The sequence below is a fragment of the Undibacterium sp. CY21W genome, assembly GCF_014284265.1.
Lineage (GTDB): Bacteria > Pseudomonadota > Gammaproteobacteria > Burkholderiales > Burkholderiaceae_D > Undibacterium > Undibacterium aquatile.
In genome coordinates, this window is sequence record NZ_JACOGE010000009.1 from 17,329 (window position 1) to 41,330 (window position 24,002).

Here is a 24,002-nt window from a genome sequence, read left to right on the forward strand (position 1 = left end):
AACTCTGTGGCGAAAAGCCGTCATTCTCGCTTACGCCAGAATCCGGCTACACGCACACAGATTAATTAAAAATTAACGACGGACAATACTATTACCGGAAGCGCGAACCTGATCGCCATATTGGTAGCCAGGATCATTCTCAAATTGATAATTCTGCTTGCTACCGTTGTCATATTGCACAGTGACGGTCCAGATTTTGCTGCTTTTTACCTTTTGTTCAATTTTGTGGCCAGCCATCGCGCCACCTGCAGCACCAGCAATTGTTGCCAGATCACGCCCGGTTCCACCGCCGACCTGATTTCCCAGCAAAGCACCGGCAACACCGCCCGCAATCACGCCCAGGGCACCGCCTTCGCCTTCTCTTTCACTCACGTTCACCGCAGTGACGCGACCGCAGTCAGCACATACTTGCTGATTTCTATTATTGTTCTGCCCGTTACTGTAAGTGTTATTGTACGAGCTGGCTTTTTTTGCGCTGTCCAGCGCTCCGTTGTAAACCGCTTTCGCATCGCGCAAACACTGCATGCGTGCACTTGAACTGGTTTCTTCCGCACACAACTTCTTATCGTCCGCATAACGTGCTGCCGCCTGACGGGACGCCTCCGCATACTGTTGTTTTCCGCTGGAAGAATTCTGCGCATAAGCACCGCTGACGGCAGCCAGCAATACAGCAGTCGCAATTAAACTTTTTTTCATGATCCGCTCCTGTTAAGTAAAAGCATCTGTGTTATTGCATTTGATGCGAAGACAATCACTGAATAGTGATTATGCAATGTAACGGCATACTTCAGATTTTGCTGACACTTCTTACATTTACTCACATTTTTCAATGTGAACGCAAATAAACAAACCCGCCGCAGACGGGTCTGACCGGACACCAGTCTGGCATAAGCCTTACCGCCGTTACACGAACTCAGTTAAATCCCAGCCGTTTAATTGCCGATAGCACCAACACAACCTCGGTGGTAGCTGCCGAAAATGCTGTTCCATGGCTCAAGGCATCTTCTGCCTGCTCATGTTTTTCGTTATTAATTATTTTCCAATAATAGTAAAATTGCATTTCTTAAAAGATAGCCGCAGACGCGTGCGCTTGTTTTTCGCATGAATTGCCTTATCACTTTAAAAATCAAATGACTCAATTCTGAATTAATTATTACTAATAACGTTCCTGAACATATGATCAAACTCATCGCCTGCTTATTGGCCTGCATTACGATCGCTGGATGCACCACTCCTCCCGTAGATCCTGTGGCCGGAAAAATCGACGCAACAATTACTATCAATGCCAGACCGGGATACATACAAAGATATCAATCTGAGATAGGAGATCAAAAAATACTTAAGGCTGATTTTAAAATGAAAAAAATGCAGCCCTCGGAACGTTGGGGGCCAACAATGATGTACTGCTTGCACGATAAAAATAATATTGTCTACACTTGTGTACGCCTTACCAGACACTTCGGCAAACCTGCTCTTTTCATTCAGGAAGTAGTCAAGCAATTTAACACTGCAGAGCCTGAAATGAAGCCAACAGATTATGTACTGCCAGAGTCGGAACTCATTCATGTACAAGCCAATATCGAAGGAACTTCGGTTCAGTTCAACGTCAATGACATAGCACTATCTCCACACAAGCTAGAACAAGCCACAACAGACTTCTCTGTTACCTGCTCATCGATGATTTGTTCAGTTGATATTCTTGACGTGGATTGATTGCTTCAGCGATTCATATCTGTACGTCCTACAAAAAAAAGGCAGCGCAAGCTGCCTTTTTTTGAGAACGACAGTATCGATTTTTATAATCTGGCCTGAATCAGCTTACCTAATTTTTCCACGCCTTCATTGATACGTTCAGGCGAGACGGTGACGAACGATAAGCGCATGGTATTTTTTGCCGGATTATTCGCATAGAACGGACCGCCCGGAACAAAAGCCACATTCTGCTTGATCGCCTCATCCAGCAACTCGTTACTATCGATGTGTGCCGGCAAAGTGATCCAGATAAACATACCGCCCTCTGGCTTCGTCCACTCAACACCTGCCGGGAAAAACTTCGTCAATGCATCCAGCATCACCTGACACTGGCGGGCGTAAAACGTGCGGATGGTAGGAATGTGCTCACCAAGAAAGCCATCTTTGATCACTTCATACACCGCCATTTGCGTCAGTTGTGACGTGTGCAGATCAGCCGCCTGTTTGGCCTGTTCCAGCTTACGAATCAGCTTTGTCGGGCCAACCACGTAACCAAGGCGAATACCCGGCGTCAGCACTTTGGAGAATGAGCCCATGTAAATCACGCCATCCGGATTCATGTTCAGCATCTTAGGCAAAGGCTCGCCGGAATAGCACAAATCGCCATACGGATTATCTTCAATCAACGGAATACCCATGCGCGCGCAGATCTCGACGAGTTCGATACGACGTTCCAGCGACATCGTACGCCCAGTCGGGTTCTGGAAGTTCGGCAAGGCATACATCAGGCGTGCACCTTCACCTTTGGCGGAGACGGAAGAAGGGATCAATCCATGCTCGTCGGTATCGACAGAAACAAACTCTGGCTGATACACAGAAAATGCCTGCAGCGCACCGAGATAGCTTGGTGTTTCAACCAGTATCTTGCTGCCTTCATCAATCAGCACTTTGCCCAGCAAATCCAGTCCTTGTTGCGAGCCGGACACCATCAGTATCTGATCGGGTGTGATCTTGCAATCGGCGGTCGACAAAGAATTTGCCAGAAACTCGCGCAATGGCGCATAACCATCGCTGGTGCCGTATTGCAGAGCAGACTTACCTTGTGTCGCCAGTACTTTATCAAATGCAGCCTGCATGCGTTCCACCGGAAAGGTTTCAGGTGAAGGCAGGCCACCGGCAAAAGAAATGACTTCAGGGCGCGACGTCACTTTCAAAATCTCGCGTATCACAGAGCTTTGCAGTTGCTCAGCGCGTTCGGAAAACTTCCAATTGATAGGGGTAGGATTTTTAAGTTTCATGCTGGTCTCACTAGAAGTCATACCTTTTCAGGTAAAAAATATTGTTATCTGTCAGGTGCCGCTGCATCGCAAATAGCTGCAGCGGAAACACCTTGACATACATAAACCGGATACGGACTGCGGGTGCAAAACAGAGCGATAATTAAACAATGCAGCGCTGATAAGCAGGCAGTTAAGCCACTTCAACGATCAGTTCAATTTCTACGCAGGCACCCATAGGAATCTGCGCCACACCGAATGCGGAGCGCGCATGTTTGCCCTGATCGCCGAACACTTCCACCAGCAATTCAGAAGCGCCATTCGTAACCAGATGCTGTTCGGTAAAGTCAGGTGTGGAATTCACCAGGCTCATCAGTTTGACGATGCGTGTCACGCGGGTCAGGTCACCGCCGCAAGCAGCATTAAGTGTTGCAATCAGATCAATCGCCACGGCGCGCGCTGCCTGTTTGCCTTCTTCTGTGGTGATATTTTTACCGAGCTGACCCGCCCAGACTTTGCCGTCTTTTTTTGCGATATGGCCGGAAATAAAAATCGTTTTCCCGGTTTGTGCATACATCACATACGCAGCGGCTGGCGTTGCCACGGCTGGCAATTCTATATTCAGTGCTTTGAGTTTTTCGTAAATTGACGATTTCGACATAGTGATTCCTGAAAAAGTAAGCCAATCATTGACCAGCTGACTTGTATTAAATAATTTATACGGTTTTTTCTGCAGCAATCTGACCGGCGGCAATCAACATTCTGGATGCTAACGACACACTGCTGCGATAACCAAGCCTGCTATTGTAACGCCGCTTCAAACGCAGAGGGGAAGATGCTTGCGGCTGAAAGGCAATCTCAATGCCAGCCGTTGATAGCAGCCTGTGTCGCGCTTACAGGCTGAACATCCAGACTGCGGTCAGCGCCAGCGAAATTCCCATCAGCAGATTAAAGCTGCGCAGGCGCTGGCCTTGTGACAGCCAGTGACGCAAACGATCGCCCATCCATGCCCACGTCAGCAAACTCAGCGCACTGGGCAAGGCGAAACCGATGCTCATCCAGCCCATTCTTTGCAAAAAATCGTGCTGACCAATCGCATACGTCGAAGTGGCGGCCACCAGCATCATCCAGGCTTTCGGATTCACGATCTGAAACAAGGCTGCTTCCTGCACACTCAGCGGTTGCATGCTTTTGCTGTCAGACAGACTCGCAGAAAAACACAAACGCCAGGCCAGCCACAACAAATAGCCATTCCCCGCCACTTTCATCAATACCACCAGCACCGGTGCTCCCTGTAAAACTGCCGCGCCGCCCATGCCGACCGTCCACATCATCAGCACAAAGCCGAGAGGCACGCCCATCACTTGCGGCAACGCGGCACGTAAGCCGTGATTGACACCCGTGGTCGCCGCAATCGCGACATTTGGGCCGGGCGTGAATGAGCCTATCCAGGCAAAAATCGAAAAGGCAATAAATTCAGTTAAAGGCATACAGCCATCCTAAAAATTAATCTGTCCTGCATCGTCGGTAATTGCCAGAATGCATGTATCTGCATGACAACGAATGCAACGCAAAGCAGCGTTTTATTACTTAAATTTGCTTAAATATACTGGGGGGAGTATCTGTAGAGCCCCTTATTTTCTGCAGGGATTAAGCTGCTTTTGGCAGATACTCCCCCTTTTTTTGATTCTGCGAGATCACAGAACAGAAACGGAACACATTACCCGGCAGCCGTCGCCACTGCTTTTGTCAGCTGATTCAGCGCTGTCTGCGCAGTCACCGGCAACGTGGCGGCGTGATGCAGATCGGCCGTCAGCATGCTCAGCTCGGACACTTCTTTGCCATCGGCCTCGATCACCGCGTGACGCACTGGTGGTAGTTGCAACAGATCGCCGGCACGCAACCAGTAATCCGTCTCGTCGCCTTCCACCGTCACCCATACCAGACCACGATGGATATGCAGGGTCAGCATGTGTTCCGGGACAACAGAAATCAACGTTCCGGGCGCTAATTGTTGTATTGCTGGAAAATCGGTAGATGGCATGATGTCTCCTTGTCAGCCAATAGCAACGGGAAAGATTTCTGCCCGCTTTTTAATCAGTGTTTGTGTTATCCTAAACGCAAAAACCAATACAGTACCAGTACACTAAAACCGATAATTTACATACTGTTCCGGTCGTTTATCCAATACACATCTTTTGATTGCCCGCAGGAGACGCTTCATGCAAACGCCGATGTTTTATATTTCCCGTGATGCGGGCAGCTCTCTGGTTGAGCAGATTGTCACTGCAGTGGCGAATCGTATCGACGACAAGTTGCTGCGCACCGGCGCGCGTATGCCGTCGATACGCCAGTTTGCAGATGAGCAGAATGTCTCGCGCTTTACTGTGGTCGAAGCCTATGATCGGCTGGTGGCAAAGGGCTATCTGGAATCACGCCGTGGTGCTGGTTTTTTTGTGCGCGAACGCGCGTCGATGCTGAGCAATGCAACGACAAATCCACAGATTGCGGCACCGGCACAACAACTTGACGTGGTGTGGTTGGTACGCAATATGTTCCGCCAGTTGCCACCGCAAAAAATGCCCGGTTCCGGCGTTCTGCCACATGATTGGCTTGACGGTGAACTGGTCGCCAATGGCTTGCGTGCGATCAGCCGGCTGAACCAGAATTTGTTGCTGCACTATGGAACGCCGCAAGGCTTCCTGCCGCTACGGCAGCAGTTGCAACTGAAACTCGCCGAGCTGGAAATTGCCGCCTCACCCGAACAAATTGTCATGACGAGCGGCGTCACACAGGCACTCGATCTGGTGGCGCGCGAATTCACCCGCCCCGGTGACACGATTTTTGTCGATGATCCGGCCTGGTTCCTGATGTTTGGCTCGTTCGCCATACTGGGTGCTAAAGTGGTTGGCATACCGCGGTTGCAAGACGGGCCGGACGTGGCGAAACTCGCTGAACTGGCCGCCATCCACAAACCCAAGCTGTACATTATCAATTCGGTGATGCACAACCCGACCTCGACCTCGCTGTCGGCGGCGAAAGCGTTTCAGGTATTGAAAACCGCCGAGCAACATGATTTCATGATCGTCGAAGACGATATTTACTGCGACATGCACCCCGGTGCAGCCGTCCAGCCGGCAACGCGGATATCGGCGCTTGATCAGCTCAACCGGGTGATTTATCTGGGGGGATTTTCCAAAACACTGGCCGCAAATTTACGGGTCGGCTTTATCGCGACCTCGCCGGAAATCGCGCTGCGGCTATCAGATCGCAAGATGCTCTCGACCCTGACAACGACGGAAATCGGTGAACGTGTGGTGTATAAAATTCTGTCGGAAGGCCATTACCGCAAACACGTTGACCGCATCCGCGTCAAACTCGACGGCGTGCGTGACGACATCACCAAACGACTCGACAACATCGGTATCAAAGTCGATTACCGCACACCGGCAGGCATGTTTCTGTGGACAGAAACCGGCGTCGATACCAATAAACTGACAGAGAAAGCCTTTGAGCAAGGCTATCTGCTGACACCCGGCAGCCTGTTTTCGCCGCACCAGATGCCATCGACCAAAATGCGCTTCAACATCGCCGCGATGAGCGACCCGGGCGTGTGGGATTTTCTGAAAAAGGAATTGAAGTAAGACGGCATGGCATTAAGACGGTGGCGGCCTCAACGTACAGTCACCGCGTTATTCCGTCCCTCAGATTAGGCTGTAAGAGCATATCTATGCTACATTCTCACCCTGCTTTTTAACTATTCCACACCCAAATTATGCCTGTGACGCAACGCTTTGCTGAAAAATTGACAGATGCTTGTTCTGTATTCAGCACGTCTGCGACTGGCTATTGTTGCTGTTGTTGAATCTGCCCGATTTCCCGCCAGTGTTTGCAATACAAACATTGAGCGACCAGGTTTCATGACACCGTTTCATTCTTCTCTCTATTCATTTGCACACAACGATGGACATACTTCTTTACGATAACTGGGAACGCCGCCTGCGCCCTTTCACACCTTTGCGCAATGACTGGGTGGGGCTGTATTGCTGCGGCCCGACCGTGTATGACTACGCACACATCGGCAACCTGCGCACCTATCTGTTTGAAGACATTCTGCGCCGCACGCTGGAATGGAACGGCTACAACGTGCGCCATGTGATCAACATCACCGACGTCGGCCATCTGGTGTCGGATGGTGACGATGGCGAAGACAAAATGGAAAAAGGTAGCCGCAAGGCCGGTGAATCGGCATGGCAGATCGCAGACCGTTTCACCATCGCCTTCAAGAACGATCTGAACAGCCTGAACGTATTGGAACCAGCCATCTGGTGCAAGGCGACCGATCATATCGCCGAGCAGATCGATTTTATCTCTTGCATAGAAAAAAACGGCTATACCTACCGCACCAGCGACGGCATTTATTTCGACACCAGCAAGCAGGATGATTACGGCTATCTGGCGCGCATCAAACGCGATGCGATCAAGGCTGGCAGCCGCGTGGAACTTGGCGAAAAACGTCATGCGACCGATTTCGCGCTGTGGAAATTCAGCCCTGAAGGCGAACAGCGCCAGATGGAATGGGATAGCCCGTGGGGACGCGGTTTCCCCGGCTGGCATATCGAATGCTCGGCGATGTCGGCCAAATATCTGACACCGTGGTTTGATATCCATTGCGGTGGCGAAGACCACATCGCAATTCATCACAGCAATGAGATCGCGCAGAATCAGGCTTGCCACGGTACCCGTCTGGCGAATTTCTGGATGCATGGCTATTTCTTGCAAATCGATTCCGGCAAGATGTCGAAATCGAGCGGCGATTTCCTGCGTCTGCAAACCCTGCTCGATCAGCATATCGATCCGCTGGCCTATCGCTATCTGTGCCTGACTGCACATTACCGCAGCCAGATGCAATTCAGCTTTGAGGCTCTGCTATCGGCGCAAACGGCCTTGCAGCGTCTGCGCGACACGTTTTATGCGTGGCCAGCCGGCGGCAGCGTGAATGCCGGATTCAAAGAAAAATTCACCACGTTTGTGAATGAAGATCTGAACGTACCGCGTGCGCTGGCATTGGTCTGGGAAATGCTGAAAGCAGATCTCAGCGATGCCGATAAAAAAGCCACCGTTGCTGAATTTGATCGCGTCTTTGGACTCGGGCTCGCCAGTTGGGAACCGCGCACATTGGAAATTCCTGCCGAAGTACAAAGCCTCGCCGAGCAACGTCTGGCTGCCCGTGCTGCGAAAAACTGGGCAGAAGCCGACCGCCTGCGCGCAGAACTGCATGCACTCGGATTCGAGGTCGAAGACAAGGCAGGCAGCATGAATATCAAGCGTTTGTAATGCCACTCAAAAACGCATGATTTAAATTCACTGATGTGAAATAAAAAAACGCCGCAAATTAATTTGCGGCGTTTTTTTATTGTGCTGATCGATGTTCAGTAGATGCGTCGTCCACCAACTCTGTTCAATACACAATCGATATCAGTAAAAAATACATCCATTACAAGCCACGCGCCAAAGCGCCAAGCCGGGTAATGTCATTGATCAAAAACGAGGGAACACAAGCGATATGCTCAGAAGGTTTCGCTGAACAATCCGTGCGCTCTAACAAAGATGTTGCGCCCCGTTTTGTCATGGCCTGAAATGCGGACTCCGTATTGGCATAAGGCACCGTCGTATCGTCCCGCCCGTGAAAAAACTGAATAGGTGATTGCGGCGTCCAGTCGTTGACATTACTTTGTATTCGAATGCTGGCATCGTCATCGTTGAGGAAATTATCCAGAAATGTCGGATCAAAGCTGATGTCACTCTGACTGCCCAAGACTGACGACAACAGCAGCTTACGCACATTCGCTCTGTCATTAGCGCCAAGCAGCTTTAGAAACCCCGGACTGATCAGCGCGCCAAGAATCGGATTTTCTTTACGAACGCTATCGAGCATCGTATTCAACGTCAGTACAACGTCGTAGGGACCAGCGCCGATATAAGTACTGAGCGGCAAAGTGGCGTTTGCTGCCCTGTTTTGCGTCATGAAACGCAACGTTGCCATGGATGCATAAGCCCCCTCTGAATAGCCCGTTAAAAACACCTGACCGTTGTCAGCGATGGATTTCATCTGACGCCAGCGCGAAGTCGCCGTCATAAAATCGACGACGGAAACAGCCGTCGGTGTTGCCAGCAAATACGGATGTGGCAATCCTTTGGTAGCCCCATAACCGACATAATCGGCAGCACTGACGAGGTAACCCAGCGAAGCGAACAACACCGCGGGCTCATCCGCCGTAGCATGGTTACTTGGTGCTTCCGCGTCCGTTTTAATGGTTGCGTGCTGATAGCTCAATACCGGGCTGGCCAGACTGCCAGCTTTGCGGGGAATAGCCGCAAGACCAGACGCAATCACACTGCGCCCTGCTGCGTCGGAAGTGGTATAGGTGATTTTATAGGTGTCGACGGAATACAGCGGTCTGATTGCGACAGCGACATCTTTGTTCAGTGCCGCAGCCACATCTGTGACATTAATCGTTTGTATAAACGTTGCGGCCTCAAAATGGCCCGCGCCAATTGGATTCGGCACTTCTGGGGTGATGACCGGCGTCACGGTCGGGCTTGAAGAACCACCACCACAACCGGCGACGAGAGCGGACATCGCCATCGTGATCGGTAGTAATGTGCAACGTAAAAACGGGTGTAAAAATTGCGACATCATATTCACTCCAATGAGGATGCTTACACAGACATGCATCCAATTTACGAACCAGATCAGGAACAGCTTCCGACGACTTGCAGGTGATAGCGCTGGCGACAATACAAAAATACGAACGCCATTATTCGCCCCCCTAAACTGCAACAGTCAGATGGATTATAACAATTAATAAAATTACTACAATTGCACCAGGGAAAATTTGTTGATGTTGTCAGTTTTAAAAAAAGCGCCATGACATCAGTGTCCGGCGTTTTTTTATTAATGAATGCATCGTAAAATTTTTCTCAGTTCCATGCGTCACAACGCCTTCTCCAGCAATAACCTGATACCGGTTTGCCGGGGTGTGGCAACCGATCTCGTCTGACTACTCTGATTCACGTAAGCATCGTCCGCCACTGCTGTCTGGTGCAGTGCGTTGGTGAGCGACACGCGTAGTTGCGTTCCGGATGCCAGTTTCCACAGACTGTAAAGATCAAGCATGCGTGTGACGCTGGTATAGCTGCTGAGCATGGCAGAATTCTGCACCCGGCCGCCGCCCTGAAAATTGAAATTCATGCCCATGCTGTGTGTATCGTTGCGTCGATAATCAATGCCCAGATTCGCGGTCAGCGGCACCTGACTGCTCAGGCGATTATCCGGCCCCGGCACGCTGTCGAGACGCGACCAGTTACGTGCCGCATTGAGGCGAATATAGATAGCGGGTGCCTGCGCGAACCACAGCGTCAGCGGAAATTTTGCATCCATTTCTATGCCAACCACTTGCGCCCTGCCCTGATTATCCGGCGATGTCACCCACTCGCCGTTCTGACGGAATAGCTGAAACGTGGTGACATTCTGTATGCGACGGGCAAAGCTGGAAATACTCAACATGCTGCTTTTGTCGAAGTAATGTTCATACGCCACATCCATGCCCCACGCCAGTTCCGGCAGCAAATTGGGATTGCCCTGAAAGTCGGAATTGGTCGGGCCATTGGCGTTATTCACGGTGTAACGGCGTGGTACCAGATTGCGTATCACCGGTGCTTTATACGTGCGCGACAAGGCAAACCGCAGCTGATCTTTTTCTGTACCCGGCAATTTCCACAAGGTTTGTATGACCGGGCTCCAGACGCTGGAGCTGGTGTTGGTATCCACCATCGTGCGGCCTTGTATCGCGGTGCGCAATCCTTCCCAGCGCAGCCCCAGATATGCTTGCCACTGGCGCGAAATATCCCATTCATCCTGCGCGAATAAGGCCAGACGACGCACATCGGCGCGGTAATTTTCATCCAGAAAATTGATGCTGCCGGGCGCACTGCCCGGCGCGTTGTGATCGTATTGCAGACGCTGTTCGCTGCGGCGTATAAGACCGCCATCCCAGCCAAAGGCGAGGCTGTGTTCATCATTAAAACGCCACAGATATTTACCGCTGGCGGTCAGACTCTGATCAATCGCATCCGACACCACGTTACGGATGAAAGGTGAATTCACGGTCGTTGAGTAGCCGTCAAAATAATAATCACTGACGCGCTTGTTGTAGTTCAGGCCCAGCTTACTGTCGAGCCGCGCATCCGGACTGAAACGATGATTCCAGCTCAGGTCGCTGCGGATGCCGCTAATGTCTGCGCTGGAACGGTAATCGTTGCGCGGATACGTTGACGAAGAACCGGATAAGGTCGTTTCGGCATTGCGTCCGGCCATCGTGCTCTGGCTGAATTCCAGCAGGCTTTGTGAGGTCAGCTGATCGCCTTCTGCCATCGTCCAGTTCAGACGTGGCGCCAGGCTGATTTTATTGGTCTTGAATTCTATGTGTTCATGAAACTGGCGCAAGTCCGTTAGATTCCCGGCGGCATCGCGTATCGTTTCCGTGGTCACAGGTTCTGAGCGGTTACGACTCTGATTCAGGTTTGCATTCAGCGAATATGACAAGCCTGCGTTCTTATCTGCGAATTCGAGGGTGGCACCCGGCGCTGTCGCTCCATCGACATAGCTGGCACTCAGTTTGAGCTGTCTGGATGCACGGGAAACGCCTTTACGCAACACGATATTGATGCTGCCGGCAATCGCCTGCGCGCTGAATTCGGCCGTCGTCGTGCGCAGGATTTCTATGCGCTCGATCAGATCCGGTGACAAACTGTCGATAGAAAATCCACCCGGTACCGGCTCGCCATTCACCATGATTTGCGTATACCCCGCCCCCAGACCGCGCATACGGATGTCGCTGCCGACCACGGAAACGCCAGGCAGACGTTTCATCACATCTGCGATGGCGGTATCACCGAATTGCAGCAGTTCGTCACGCCCGACAACAATTTTTGCCGCCGTGTCATTGCGCCGCTGGCTGGCAGCGCCGGGGCCGGACACTTCAACACTTTGTACTTTGTCGGCAGGCTTTTCAGCTTTTTGTTGATCCCGTTTTTCTTCGTCCGCTGCGCTCGCGAGATCCGGCAACATCACTGACAAGGTCAGCAGCAAAGGCAGAAGCCGGGGCGAAAAGTGGTCGGCGAGAAATTCCGGATAAAAGCGAAAAGGCATAAATGAAAAGTCAAAATGGACGTTTGCAACACCGGATTGGTATTGGCTCAGTGCCGCATTTTACGTTGCCTTCAGGGAAAGAAAAATGTAATTCAGAAAAATTTTTCTGCCAGGTTTGCCGGGATACATCGTCGCTTATCAACGCTGGCAAAAAGAAACATCAGCACAGCTAAAAACAACGCTAAGAAAGAGCAGAAAAAAGCACGCACGCAAGCCCATCTTCGCTCCCAAAAATGAGGCTTTTGGGGGAGTATCCTTCGATTTACGCTTCATCTCCTTATAAACAAAGGCGATTAAAATATACTCCCGGGAGTATATTTAATGCTCTGTAGTGACTGTGCAGGCGTGCAGTGAAGAAAAATAGCCGGGAACGGCAAGAGTGCAGATGCCGCGTTTGCTGTCATTTGTTGCGTGGAATACCGGCTTTCGGATCGTTCAGAAAATCGCTCATGATGCGGGCGATCGTACCGTCGTTGCGCATCGTCGCCAATGCCGCGGTCAACATTCTGGAATTGCGGCTCAGGGCGAAATCGGGGCGTACGCGCAGTACATGTGTACCGTGCGTAATCACCAGCCGCGAGACGACTAAATGTTTGCCACCAATTTTTTCCGCTGCCGCCAGAATCGCGGGCAAACTGCCGACCACGCCTGAAATACGTCCGACGTCCAGCATGCGCAAACCATTTTCCAGCGTACTGATATCAACTTTCTTGACGCGTTCATCCTGACCAAACGTGCCGTAGGTCATACGGCGTAACATGCCTATTCCCTTGTCCTGCGATTGCGCAATCACGTCGTCAAAACTCGCCATCGCAGTGCCGCTTTTAGCGACCACCACGACCGGATACTGCGTTACCTCCGCCAGGATCAGGCCATCGTCGTCGGTGAAATTTTCACGGTGAGAAATGCTGTACGCCTCCGTATCGGCAGGAAACAGCACCACATGCCGCGGAGTAGGAACAACCATGACATCCAGCTGTATCCCAGTGCGCTTTTGCAACTCATTCGCAATGCGGATATTGATGCCGTCGTAACGGCTAGTGCCTTCCACCACGAATGCAAACGGCGCAACCTCGGTCAGATACAGACGGACAGCGTTCGCAGACGATGCCATCAATAAAAATAAGGCAAAAATCGTGAACCGGAAAAGCAATTGGCGCATTTTTTATTCCTTACAGGAAGAACTCAAAAACGAGCGACATGCCTGTGAGTGTAGCGAAGATTTATAAAAATGCAATTTTTTGATTGTTTGCACTGCACACAGAGGCAGATCTTGAAATCGCCGGAATCAGCCTCATTTCGAGGGGAGCGAATTATCCGCCCACGTCTGCACGGGAATCAGCGTGACCAGATCATCACAATATTGAAATCTTTGAGGAAAAATATGTCAGAAAAACAAACTCTTGGCTTTCAGGCCGAAGTCAAACAGTTATTGCAATTGATGATTCACTCCTTGTATTCCAACAAGGAAATTTTCTTGCGCGAACTGATTTCGAATGCGTCTGATGCATCCGACAAATTACGTTTTGAAGCGATCAATAACGCCGCCTTATTTGAAAATGATCCTGAACTGAGTATCAAAGTCAGTTTCGACAAAGCGGCCCGCACAATCACGATTTCCGATAACGGTATCGGTATGAGCAAAGAAGATGCGATTGCGCATCTGGGCACGATTGCCAAATCCGGCACCAAAGAATTTTTCGGCAAACTCTCTGGCGATCAGCAAAAAGACGCTGCCATGATCGGCCAGTTCGGCGTTGGCTTTTATTCCGGCTTCATCATCGCCGACCGCATCACCGTTGAATCGCGCCGTGCAGGCTTGCCAGCCAGCGAAGGCGTGCGCTGGGAATCTGCCGGTGAAGGTGATTTCAGTGTCGAAGACATCGCCAAAGCCAACCGTGGTACCGACATCATTCTGCACTTACGCGAAGGCGAAGATGAGTTCCTGTCGGCATGGAAACTGAAATCCGTTATCCGCACTTACTCAGACCATATCTCTCTGCCGATCAAAATGCAGAAAGAAGAATGGGATGAAGAGAAAAAAGAACAGGTACTGACCGACGAACTGGAAACAGTGAATCAGGCCAGCGCATTGTGGGCGCGCAGCAAATCCGACATCACGCCGGAACAATACGACGAATTCTACAAACATATTTCGCATGATTTCGGTTCACCGCTGACGCATACACATAACCGCGTCGAAGGTCGTAGCGACTACACGCAATTGCTGTATATTCCGGCGCGTGCGCCGTTCGATCTGTGGGATCGCAACAAGCGCGGCGGCATCAAGCTGTATGTGAAACGCGTCTTCATCATGGACGATGCCGAGCAACTGATGCCAGTCTATCTGCGCTTCGTCAAAGGGGTGATCGACTCCAACGATTTGCCACTGAATGTATCGCGTGAAATTTTGCAGGAAAGCCGCGATATCAAAGCGATCCGCGATGGTTCGACCAAGCGCGTGCTCGGCATGCTGGAAGACCTCGCCAATGCTGACGGTGATGACGCACAAGAGAAGAAAGACAAGTACGCCACATTCTGGAAAGAATTTGGCCAGGTATTGAAAGAAGGTATAGGCGAAGATGCGACCAACAAAGACCGCATCGCCAAACTGCTGCGCTTCGCGTCCACACATAACGACAGCGATGCACAAAACGTTTCACTGGCTGATTACCTGTCGCGTGCCAAAGAAGGTCAGGACAAGATTTACTATGTGACCGCAGAAAGCTATGCGACTGCGAAAAACAGCCCGCATCTGGAAATCTTCCGCAAAAAAGGCGTGGAAGTATTACTGCTGACCGATCGCGTCGATGAATGGATGTTGTCGTTCCTGACTGAATTTGAAGGCAAGGAACTGGCATCCGTTGCCAAAGGCGGACTTGATCTCGGCACACTCGAAGATGAAGCAGAGAAAAAGCAACACGAAGAAACCGAAACCGAGTTCAAAGATCTGGTCGAAAAAATGAAAGCGGCACTGACGGATAAAGCCAAAGATGTGCGCGTCACTTTCCGCCTGACAGATTCACCAGCTTGTCTGGTTGCCGATGAGCATGACCTCTCCGGCAACCTCGCCCGTATGCTGAAAGCAGCCGGTCAGGCAGCGCCAGAATCGAAGCCGATTCTGGAAGTGAACCCGGATCACCCGCTGGTGCAAAAGCTGAAATACGAAGAAGCCAAATTCGCAGACTGGTCACACATCTTGTTCGACCAGGCCTTGCTGGCAGAAGGCGGCAACCTGGCCGACCCTAGCAGCTTTGTGAAACGTCTGAATGAAATGCTGTTGAGTAAGTAAGAAAAATACAGCGACATCAGACTGTCGCTGAAAAACAAAAATCCCGCTCAGTCAAATGAGCGGGATTTTTTTTTGCCGATATCAACGACAAGTACAGCAAAAACAATCTGCTGGTGGCTGTTTGTGCAATAGGGAAGTAACACTTAGTTCTGGCAGCAAATACATCAGATTCATAAATAATCCTTTACTATTCAAATGCGAATCATTATCATCTGCATTTGCATTTGCAAATATTCCGGCGTATCCCACACTTTTCATCTCAGGCAGCCGGTCAGCACATTTTTTATCATCACTGCCAGGAGATACACCGTGCATAAAAAACCACGCCTTCGCCCGCTCTGCGCCGCGATTGCTGCCCTTCCTTTCCCATTATTTTTCTCGCCTGCATTACATGCGCAAACAGCAGAAACTCAGTTAAAAGAAATCGTTGTTTCGGCGACGCGTATTGAGCAAAGTGCCGACGATGTTGCTGCCACCATCAGCAGCGTTACGCAAAAACAAGTGGAACGCGAAATGCCAGTCAATCTGCAAGAGATGATGCGGTATGAAAACGGCGTCTCAGTACGGGTATTGCCAAATCGCGCATCCGGCGTCTTCAGTGCCACAGGCAGAGCCGGGAATGAAGGTGTCAATATCCGTGGTCTGGAGGGCGATCAGGTGCGCCTGCAAGTGGATGGTGTTCGCTTGCCATCCACCTACTCATCGGGACCCTACGCTGCCGGACGTGGTGACTACATTGACGTGGAGGCATATAAGCGTGTTGAAATCCTGCGCGGCCCGTCTTCCACTCAGTTTGGTAGTGATGGTCTCGCTGGTGCAGTCAGTTTTCTGACGAAGGACCCGGCAGATTTACTGACACTCGGAAAGCCTACGCAGTTTGCATTGAAGAGTGGTTATAACTCAGTCGATCGCAGTTGGTCGCTGGTTCCCAGTTTTGCCATTCGTGGCGACACTGTCGAAGCAATGGTATTGGCAAGCTTGCGGCGCGGGCATGAAACAAAAACAGGTGGGTCAAACGATAGTGCGAATATCAACCGCACAACTGCGAACCCAGCAGACACCAGTTCTGATTATGTGTTGGCAAAAATGGTGATCAAAAAAGATCGCAATAATCGTTTTAAATTAACAGCAGAAAACCTGGACAGAGAAAACTCCACCACACCATTGAGTTTTTTCGGCGACTCCTTTGCGGCGGCGGGATTGAATGATGTGAAAACCCGAGAAAATATCACTCGCCAGTTGCTTAAACTCGATTACGACTACACCAATACCGATAACAGCTTGTTCCAGAGCGCCAGCGCGAGCATTTATGGTCAGCATTCCAAGAATCATCAATGGGGTTATGAAGCGAGAAGCAGTACGAGCGGGTGGAACAGCAGGACTCGTGATACCGAGTACGGAGAGAAAGTCGCTGGCGGTAATCTGCAACTGGAAAGCAACTTCGGCAACGCTGTCGCACATCGTCTGATTTACGGGGTTGATGCGTCGCTGACGAAAGTCGAGTCGCTGAAAGAAGGCAATAACATGCGCGACGGTGTTTCGCTCACCGGTACGGCAGGGTTCAAGGTCAATAAAAGTTTCCCGGATACAGACTATCGTTTGCTGGGTGCATTTATTCAGGACGAAATCAGCATAGACAATCTGGCGATCATACCGGGTCTGCGTTATGACAGTTTTAAATTGACGCCAAAGCCTGATGCTTTGTATGCGGTCAACAATTCAATTGCCCCCGCCACACTTTCAGGTAATGAGCTATCACCGAAACTGGGGGTTATCTGGAAATTTTCACCGGTACTGAACGCCTTTGCGCAGTATGCGCATGGGTTTCGTGCACCAACGCCTGGCCAGGTCAATGGCGGCGTCACCAATCTCACAGCAAATCCGCCATACACCGCCATCGGTAACGCCGACCTGAAACCAGAAATCAGCGACTCGCTGGAGTTTGGTCTGCGTGGGCGTACGCAAGAGTTCAGTTACAGCGCCAGCATATTTCATGGCAAATACAAAAACTTCATCGCCAGTAATGTGCAAGTCGGCGGTGCAGGTACATTAGCGAGCCCGACGGTATTTCAGTCTGTGAATTTATCTGACGTAAAAATTAATGGTTTCGAAGCCCGCGGCGAATGGAACTTCTCGCCAAACTGGATGCTGAGTGCAAGCTACGCACATGCACGCGGCGATCAGAATTCCAACGGTAAAAGCACGCCGCTGGAAACCATTGACCCCGATAAACTTGTGCTGTCCTTGCGTTACAACGAAGAGCGTTACGGTGCACAGGCAAATCTGAGTGCTGCCGAGCGCAAGAAACGGAATCCGTATGGCGCATCGTCGTTTTCCCCCGGCAGTTATCAGGTTCTGGATTTAATGGTCTGGTACAACATCGATAAAAACTCAAGTATCAACGCGGGTGTTTTTAATCTCTTGAACCAGAAATATTTCCTGTGGGCGGATGTTCGCGGCGTCAGCGCTAACAGTGCTTCGCTGGATGCATATAGTCAGGCTGGGCGTAATTTCAGCGTCAGCTACCGATACCAGTTCTGATTTTCACTAATGCATTCTGACAAGTTCGCCATGACATCTGCCACACCCAGCTTTTTTCAACGTTTTTTTAAACCCAATTTATATCAACGCAAAACATCGTGGGTACAGCGATTGTATGGCTTACTTGTTATATTGATTTCTTCAGCCTGCCTGCTCTGCACAACAGCGCAGGCAGCCAATGTACTGATCATCACCAGCAGCCCGGTTCCGCCGGGAAAATTCCGCATGCTCGCAGAGTTAGCCAGTGCGCATGGCGTCAAGATCGATACCCGCTACAGTGAGAAACTTCCTGCCAGCACGGATGCGAGTATATTCAACGGCTACGACATCGTTATGTTTGACGCCCCGCGTGATCACATCCGCGAAGCTATTCAGGCACAACTGCACCATGCCTTATCCGGCTTAAAAAAACCGTCGCTCTGGCTGCACACCAGCGAGCCAGTCTGGAAAAATTTACCTGAACCTCTTGCTAAACGTCTCAACACTTACTATGTCAACGGCAGTACGCCTAATTATCAACATTTTTTTGAAACACTCTCTGCATACCTTGCAGGGCGTTCATGGAAACAGATCGCAGAACCAATTCTGTTTCCAAAGTCAGCCATCTACCATCCTCGTGCGCCCGGACTAGTATTTGCCAATGCTGCGGCCTACCTGAAGTGGAAGCAAGTCGATCCCACGCAGCATCGTCCTGTAATCGCGATTGCTATGCATCAGCAATATGTCGTTGCGGAACAAACCGCCTTCGTCAACGATATGATCTACCGCATTGAGGCGGCAGGCGCGATACCGATTGCGTTTTACAGCCCGGTGATGGATGCCGATGCCATCGGCAGCATGATTGCTCCCGGCGGTAAGCCGATTGCAGATGTGCTGATCAATACGCAAATCATGCTCAATCCGGAAGGGCGAAAACAAGAATTCGAAACCCTGGGAATTCCCGTCATACAAGCGATGCCTTACCGAAAAGGAGATATCGCTGACTGGAAAAAAGATCCGCATGGTATCGCCCTGATGGATGTTCCCTTCTACATGGCGCAGGCAGAGTATGCGGGCGTCAGCGATATACAGATCGCTGCCGCTACCGATAAAAAAAATGATCAGATTGTTCCTATCGCAGAACAAACGTCCGCTGTCGTGGCTAAGGCGATTAATCTCGCCAAGCTGAAAAACATGCGGCACGCCGATAAAAAAATTGCGATCTTCTTTTGGAATTACCCGCCTGGCGAAAAAAATCTGTCGGCGTCTTATCTGAATTTGCCTAAGAGTCTCGACGCAACGCTGACGGCACTCAAACTCGCGGGCTATAAAACAGATACTCCTAGCGACAGAGAACTGACACGACAATTACAACGTTTGCTGGCACCGTTCTATCGCCCGCCTGCGGATAATCGTGAACTGAACGCCTTGATTGATGACGGTCTGGCCGACCTGATGCCGTTAGAAAATTATCGGGAGTGGATCAATAGCCTGCCCGCAGAAGTCAGTGCCGGGATCTTGAAAGACTGGGGAGCCCCCGAAAAATCGACTATGGTCGTGGAACGTCAGGGTCGGAAATATTTCGCCATTCCGCGTCTGCAAATCGGTAATGTCATCCTGATGCCACAAGCACCACGCAGCGAACGTGGCAGTGATAAAGAGAAACTGCTGTATCACTCTAATGTTGTCGCACCACCGCCATTTTATCTGGCGAGTTATCTTTGGATGCGTCAGCAATTTGGCGCGCATGCCTTAATTCACTACGGAACTCACGGCACACAAGAGTGGCTGCCAGGGAAAGAACGCGGTCTCTCTGTATATGACTACCCTCAGTTAGCGATCGGTGATGTACCGGTGATTTATCCCTACATCGTTGATAACATCGGTGAAGCGTTGCAAACAAAGCGCCGCGGAAGAGCCGTGACCATCTCACATCAGACGCCACCATTTGCGCCGGCAGGTCTGCACGAAACGCTGACACATATTCATGATTTACTGCATGCGTGGCTCGCACAAGATGAAGGAATGGTCAAACAGAAACAACAGGCTGAACTGATTTCACTGGTAAAAAAAGAACGTCTCGACAAAGATATGAATTGGGATGTGCAGCAGATCAGCAACAATTTCGCCGGTTTCATCAATGTGTTACATGACCATTTGCACGAACTGGCGCGTACCGCTCAACCAATGGGGTTGCATACATTTGGCAAAGGCGCTGCAGAGGAATGGCGGCTAGGCACAGTCATGCTGATGCTGGGGAAATCTTTTTGGGAAGCAGCCGCCGCTCCGGGCGACGATATTGACGAAACATTGGTCAACGACTACCGGAAACTCAGCAGTTCATCTGCCTATCAGTTACTGAAGCAGCATATTATCGACGGCAAACCGGATGACAAGCTGTCACCGAAACTACGTGAAGCAATAGAAAAAGGTCGGCAGTGGTACAACGATCTTGCGGCAACCAGTGAGACCGCCGGATTACTCGCGGCGCTTGATGGCCGCTACATTCCGACATCGTATGGTGGAGACCCGATCAAAAATCCCGAATCCTTACCAACCGGACGTAATCTGTATCCATTTGATCCATCTCGCATCCCAACTAAAGCAGCGTGGGAAGCCGGTAAGGAAACGATGGAGAACTTAATTACGACCCATATCCGGCAATCGGGACACGCCCCGAAAAAGCTGACTTTTTCATTATGGTCGGTAGAAACAATGCGCCATCAGGGCATGCTAGAAGCACAGGCATTGTGGGGACTTGGAGTTGAGCCGGTATGGGATCAGGGCGGTCGCGTTGTTGACGTAAAACTGGTGTCACGTGCGGAATTGAAACGTCCGAGGGTCGATGTTGTGCTGTCAGCGACGGGGCTGTATCGCGATCATTTTCCTAACACGATGAAAATTCTCGCCAAAGCCGCAAAACTCGCTGCGGAAGCCAATGAGGCAGATAATCCGGTGGCAATCAACGCCCGTAATATCAACGAGCAATTAGTCAAGCAAGGATGGGCAACGGCCGCGGCAGACAAGGCCAGCAAAACCCGAATTTTTGCTTCTGAATCCGGCAAGTACGGTACAGGTCTTGACGACGCAGCGCTGGCAACCGATACCTGGGACAGCAAAGCGGAAGGCGACAAAAAACTGGCGCAACTTTACTTAAACCGTATGCAATATGCGTATGGCCCCGATGAAGCTGATTGGGGAAAAAGCGCAACAGAATTGAGTAATGGAAAGCCCGGCAATCTCTACGCCACTCACTTAAAAGGCACAGAAGGCGCGATTCTCTCCAGAACATCCAATCTGTATGGCATGTTAACGACAGACGATCCATTTCAATATCTTGGTGGTATTGCGCTGGCTGTGCGTCATCTCGATGGACGTGCACCTGAGCTGTACATTTCCAACTTACGCGAGTCCGGTAGCGGCAAAATTGAAGGCGCTGCGCAGTTTCTGGCGAAAGAACTGGCAACGCGTAACTTCCATCCCGGATATATCAAAGGACTCATGGCAGAAGGATATGCAGGCACCTTGCAGGTACTTGATAGCATGAATAATTTTGCCGGTTGGACTTCTGTCGCGCGGGAAATTGTGCGGGATGATCAATGGCAGGAATTTGTCGATGTCTATGTACGTGACAAGCATCAGCTTGGTTTAAAAGACTGGTTCGAACGTGAGAACCCCCATGCACTCGCGCAGACCATAGCACGCATGCTGGAAGCAGCACGAGGCGGTTACTGGCAGGCAGATGCCGCCACAGTCAGTGAGTTAAAGCAACGCTATCGCGAGCTAGCTCAGACCTACGACGTTAAAACTGACAATGCGAAACTGGCAGCCTATGCCGGACTCAGCGGCCTTGGGCTTGATGCACCGGCATCAGCGAAAACTAATCATCAGGAAACAGCGGCAGCGAATGCAGCCAAAACGCCGCGTGCGACCCAAACCATCACAAAACCCAAGCCAGATACAGAGACAAAACCTGCAGCAACAACACAAACAATCAGCGGAATGAAACTGGAATCCGTTTCGCAGAAGGTTGTTGAAACGCTGGGGCAGTTAATGATTGCGGCCATCGCTCTTCTCATTTTATTTCCTTTGATCGGCGCATGGCGCCAATGGAGAAAGTCAACATCGTCATGAAAAAATACACAAACCGATATCATTGGACCTCATTCGTCGCGGCTACGCTGTTGAGTACGATGAGCCTGGCCGCGATGGCTCAAACAACACATCCGCTGGAGGGACATATCTGGGATACACGTTCAAATAGCTTTTTCAGCGAGGACGCCGCTTACAATGCAGCAGCATCCAGCCGTTATGTACTTCTGGGTGAAAAACACGACAGCACTTTTCATCATCAATTGCAACTGCAAGCCCTGCAAGCACTTCAGCAACGCCATCAGGGGAAAGTACCTCTGACGCTGGCGATGGAACAATTCGATTCCGAATATCAGTCAGCGCTGAGCGCAGCCGTTAAAGCAGGCGTAAAAGATGCAGAACAGCTGGCTGACGCTGGCATGCTCAATCGACAAGGATGGCAATGGCCTATGTACAAAAGTCTGATCACCTTCGCAGCAACACATGACTGGTCGTTTATCGCCGCAAATTTGTCGCGCAAAGATGCACGCTCCATTGCTATGGGCACGATGACGCCAGACTTACCGAAGGCAGATACATCCCAGATCGCTGCATTAGAAAATGAAATCGTACAAGGACATTGCGGTCAACGCCCGGCACCAGCGCAACTTGCCGCGATAGTCACCGCTCAACGGGCACGCGACGCGCGTATGGCAACCGCGATTGAAGCAAGCGCAGGCCCTGTCGTACTGATCACAGGCTCCGGACATGTGCGGCGTGATCTCGCCGTTCCCCGCTACATGAAAAACAATGCCAGTACCCTTACCATCGCCTATGTCGAAATCAATGATGGCCAATATTCGCCGCAGGATTACGACACAACAGGTTTTGATCTGGTCTGGTTTACTCCACGCACAAAACGCGAAGATCCCTGCGCCATGCCGATAGGCGGCGTTGTCTCCGGAGCTGCGGTAACAAGCACGCCAGAGACATCCTCATCCATACCATCTCCAAAAAAGGAAAAACAATAATGCCAACCTCCACTCTTGAACTACTGATGTATCAGATCGGACAGTTGTTCTTATTCCCTGTACTCGTACTGGTCGCTGCGATGTTTGCATATTCATTTTATGCATTAGGCTCATTCATACTGCAAGCACTGCAACGTCGTCGCCGCTCGCAACATCTGGCGGGGTTTCCGTTGCTGCAGCATGTTCGCAAGAATGCGGAGACCACATCAGACGAACTTGATTTGCTTGCACACAAATTACTGGAGCCTGCCCGCATCGCCAGTCGCATCGCGCCTATGCTGGGACTCATTGGCACGATGATTCCTATGGGACCGGCACTAAAATCATTAACTGACGGCAATCTGGCGAAAGTATCGGGCAATCTCACGGTGGCTTTTTCCGTCGTGATCATCGCACTGATCGCCGCCAGCATCACCTACTGGATTGCTAACGTTCAACGTCGTTGGCTGGCAGAAGAAATCGTGGAAATTCAAAAAGAGAAAACAGCATGAGCCTGAAGCTATTACATGAACCTGAGAGCGATGATCCTATTCTCTCCGTGGTCAATATTATCGATATATTTCTGGTCATTATTGCTGCACTACTTATTACAGTCGCGCAGAATCCGCTGTTAAACGCATTCAGCAAACAGGATGTCACTATCATCACGGATCCAGGAAAGCCAAACATGGAAATGATGATTAAAAAAGGCAAAACAATAGAACACTATAAATCCAGCGGCGCTATCGGCCAGGGCGAAGGAGCCAAAGCAGGCACCGCCTACCGCATGAAAGACGGCTCTATCGTTTATATTCCGGAAGACAAACAATAAAACCAATAGATATCCGGCAGCGAAACCAAAATCACACTATTTCAATAACAAATGGTCTATTGCACTTTGGCATTGAAAAAGTAATTCATGTATA

Annotated in this window: 17 protein-coding genes; 9 read left to right on the top strand and 8 right to left on the bottom strand. The window is 50.5% G+C overall.

The genetic code is table 11. The features are described 5' to 3' along the window. Window positions 1-72: 72 nt before the first annotated feature. Window positions 73-696 (bottom strand): glycine zipper 2TM domain-containing protein, encoded by a 624-nt coding sequence (locus H8K29_RS16995; protein ID WP_186885917.1) that lies wholly within the window; start codon window positions 694-696, stop codon window positions 73-75. Between the two features lie 480 nt (window positions 697-1,176). On the opposite strand from H8K29_RS16995, the gene H8K29_RS17000 reads away from it, so the two are divergent. Continuing rightward, window positions 1,177-1,713 carry a hypothetical protein gene (locus H8K29_RS17000; protein ID WP_186898537.1) on the top strand — a complete coding sequence of 179 codons (537 nt, stop codon included), beginning with the start codon at window positions 1,177-1,179 and terminating at the stop codon, window positions 1,711-1,713. Between the two features lie 83 nt (window positions 1,714-1,796). On the opposite strand, the gene H8K29_RS17005 is transcribed toward H8K29_RS17000, so the two are convergent. From H8K29_RS17005 to H8K29_RS17020, 4 genes are all read right to left on the bottom strand, one after another. After that, a complete protein-coding gene (locus H8K29_RS17005) occupies window positions 1,797-2,990 on the bottom strand; it encodes a PLP-dependent aminotransferase family protein (RefSeq protein ID WP_186898538.1) in 1,194 nt (397 codons plus the stop codon). A gap of 172 nt (window positions 2,991-3,162) precedes the next feature. Next, the gene (locus H8K29_RS17010; protein ID WP_186898539.1) at window positions 3,163-3,630 is read right to left on the bottom strand and encodes a RidA family protein; all 468 of its coding nucleotides are present in this window, start codon (window positions 3,628-3,630) and stop codon (window positions 3,163-3,165) included. A 232-nt stretch (window positions 3,631-3,862) separates the two neighbouring features. Beyond that, the gene (locus H8K29_RS17015) at window positions 3,863-4,459 is read right to left on the bottom strand and encodes a LysE family translocator (RefSeq protein WP_186898540.1); all 597 of its coding nucleotides are present in this window, start codon (window positions 4,457-4,459) and stop codon (window positions 3,863-3,865) included. Window positions 4,460-4,689: 230 nt separating this feature from the next. Next, window positions 4,690-5,013, bottom strand: coding sequence for a DUF2917 domain-containing protein (locus tag H8K29_RS17020; RefSeq protein ID WP_186898541.1), 324 nt, complete (start codon window positions 5,011-5,013; stop codon window positions 4,690-4,692). Between the two features lie 178 nt (window positions 5,014-5,191). On the opposite strand from H8K29_RS17020, the gene H8K29_RS17025 reads away from it, so the two are divergent. Together H8K29_RS17025 and cysS are read left to right on the top strand one after the other, a co-directional pair. Then, on the top strand, window positions 5,192-6,613 hold the full coding sequence (locus tag H8K29_RS17025; protein WP_186898542.1) for a PLP-dependent aminotransferase family protein: 1,422 nt from the start codon (window positions 5,192-5,194) through the stop codon (window positions 6,611-6,613). A gap of 319 nt (window positions 6,614-6,932) precedes the next feature. After that, on the top strand, window positions 6,933-8,306 hold the full coding sequence (cysS, locus tag H8K29_RS17030; protein WP_186898543.1) for a cysteine--tRNA ligase: 1,374 nt from the start codon (window positions 6,933-6,935) through the stop codon (window positions 8,304-8,306). Window positions 8,307-8,466: 160 nt separating this feature from the next. Here cysS and H8K29_RS17035 read toward each other — a convergent pair whose 3' ends face one another. The 3 genes from H8K29_RS17035 to H8K29_RS17045 form a co-directional block, all read right to left on the bottom strand. After that, window positions 8,467-9,672, bottom strand: coding sequence for a S9 family peptidase (locus H8K29_RS17035; protein WP_186898544.1), 1,206 nt, complete (start codon window positions 9,670-9,672; stop codon window positions 8,467-8,469). A 294-nt stretch (window positions 9,673-9,966) separates the two neighbouring features. Continuing rightward, on the bottom strand, window positions 9,967-12,183 hold the full coding sequence (locus tag H8K29_RS17040; protein WP_255423431.1) for a TonB-dependent siderophore receptor: 2,217 nt from the start codon (window positions 12,181-12,183) through the stop codon (window positions 9,967-9,969). A gap of 400 nt (window positions 12,184-12,583) precedes the next feature. Beyond that, window positions 12,584-13,345 carry an ABC transporter substrate-binding protein gene (locus H8K29_RS17045; RefSeq protein WP_186898545.1) on the bottom strand — a complete coding sequence of 254 codons (762 nt, stop codon included), beginning with the start codon at window positions 13,343-13,345 and terminating at the stop codon, window positions 12,584-12,586. Window positions 13,346-13,567: 222 nt separating this feature from the next. Between H8K29_RS17045 and htpG the strand changes: the two genes are divergently transcribed. The 6 genes from htpG to H8K29_RS17075 all read left to right on the top strand — a co-directional run bounded on the left by htpG (window position 13,568) and on the right by H8K29_RS17075 (window position 23,908). After that, window positions 13,568-15,475, top strand: coding sequence for a molecular chaperone HtpG (htpG, locus tag H8K29_RS17050; protein WP_186898546.1), 1,908 nt, complete (start codon window positions 13,568-13,570; stop codon window positions 15,473-15,475). Window positions 15,476-15,784: 309 nt separating this feature from the next. Next, window positions 15,785-18,016, top strand: coding sequence for a TonB-dependent hemoglobin/transferrin/lactoferrin family receptor (locus tag H8K29_RS17055; RefSeq protein ID WP_186898547.1), 2,232 nt, complete (start codon window positions 15,785-15,787; stop codon window positions 18,014-18,016). Window positions 18,017-18,046: 30 nt separating this feature from the next. Then, on the top strand, window positions 18,047-22,129 hold the full coding sequence (gene cobN / locus H8K29_RS17060; protein WP_186898548.1) for a cobaltochelatase subunit CobN: 4,083 nt from the start codon (window positions 18,047-18,049) through the stop codon (window positions 22,127-22,129). Continuing rightward, window positions 22,096-23,097, top strand: coding sequence for a ChaN family lipoprotein (locus H8K29_RS17065; RefSeq protein WP_186898549.1), 1,002 nt, complete (start codon window positions 22,096-22,098; stop codon window positions 23,095-23,097). The genes cobN and H8K29_RS17065 overlap by 34 nt, the downstream gene beginning before the upstream one ends. Next, window positions 23,097-23,588: a MotA/TolQ/ExbB proton channel family protein gene (locus H8K29_RS17070; RefSeq protein WP_223827085.1), complete on the top strand. Its 492-nt coding sequence runs from the start codon at window positions 23,097-23,099 to the stop codon at window positions 23,586-23,588. The genes H8K29_RS17065 and H8K29_RS17070 overlap by 1 nt, the downstream gene beginning before the upstream one ends. A gap of 2 nt (window positions 23,589-23,590) precedes the next feature. After that, entirely contained in the window at window positions 23,591-23,908 is a 318-nt protein-coding gene (locus H8K29_RS17075; protein WP_200182040.1) for a DUF2149 domain-containing protein, read from the top strand. The last annotated feature ends 94 nt before the right edge of the window (window positions 23,909-24,002 follow it).

Coding starts and splice junctions, on each gene's coding strand:
- H8K29_RS17010 (WP_186898539.1), bottom strand. CDS start 3,630: ATGTCGAAATCGTCAATTTACGAAAAACTCAAAGCACTGAATATAGAA.
- H8K29_RS17065 (WP_186898549.1), top strand. CDS start 22,096: ATGGCGCCAATGGAGAAAGTCAACATCGTCATGAAAAAATACACAAAC.
- H8K29_RS17020 (WP_186898541.1), bottom strand. CDS start 5,013: ATGCCATCTACCGATTTTCCAGCAATACAACAATTAGCGCCCGGAACG.
- H8K29_RS17000 (WP_186898537.1), top strand. CDS start 1,177: ATGATCAAACTCATCGCCTGCTTATTGGCCTGCATTACGATCGCTGGA.
- cysS (WP_186898543.1), top strand. CDS start 6,933: ATGGACATACTTCTTTACGATAACTGGGAACGCCGCCTGCGCCCTTTC.
- H8K29_RS17045 (WP_186898545.1), bottom strand. CDS start 13,345: ATGCGCCAATTGCTTTTCCGGTTCACGATTTTTGCCTTATTTTTATTG.
- H8K29_RS17015 (WP_186898540.1), bottom strand. CDS start 4,459: ATGCCTTTAACTGAATTTATTGCCTTTTCGATTTTTGCCTGGATAGGC.
- htpG (WP_186898546.1), top strand. CDS start 13,568: ATGTCAGAAAAACAAACTCTTGGCTTTCAGGCCGAAGTCAAACAGTTA.
- cobN (WP_186898548.1), top strand. CDS start 18,047: ATGACATCTGCCACACCCAGCTTTTTTCAACGTTTTTTTAAACCCAAT.
- H8K29_RS17005 (WP_186898538.1), bottom strand. CDS start 2,990: ATGAAACTTAAAAATCCTACCCCTATCAATTGGAAGTTTTCCGAACGC.
- H8K29_RS17025 (WP_186898542.1), top strand. CDS start 5,192: ATGCAAACGCCGATGTTTTATATTTCCCGTGATGCGGGCAGCTCTCTG.
- H8K29_RS17070 (WP_223827085.1), top strand. CDS start 23,097: ATGCCAACCTCCACTCTTGAACTACTGATGTATCAGATCGGACAGTTG.
- H8K29_RS16995 (WP_186885917.1), bottom strand. CDS start 696: ATGAAAAAAAGTTTAATTGCGACTGCTGTATTGCTGGCTGCCGTCAGC.
- H8K29_RS17035 (WP_186898544.1), bottom strand. CDS start 9,672: ATGATGTCGCAATTTTTACACCCGTTTTTACGTTGCACATTACTACCG.
- H8K29_RS17040 (WP_255423431.1), bottom strand. CDS start 12,183: ATGCCTTTTCGCTTTTATCCGGAATTTCTCGCCGACCACTTTTCGCCC.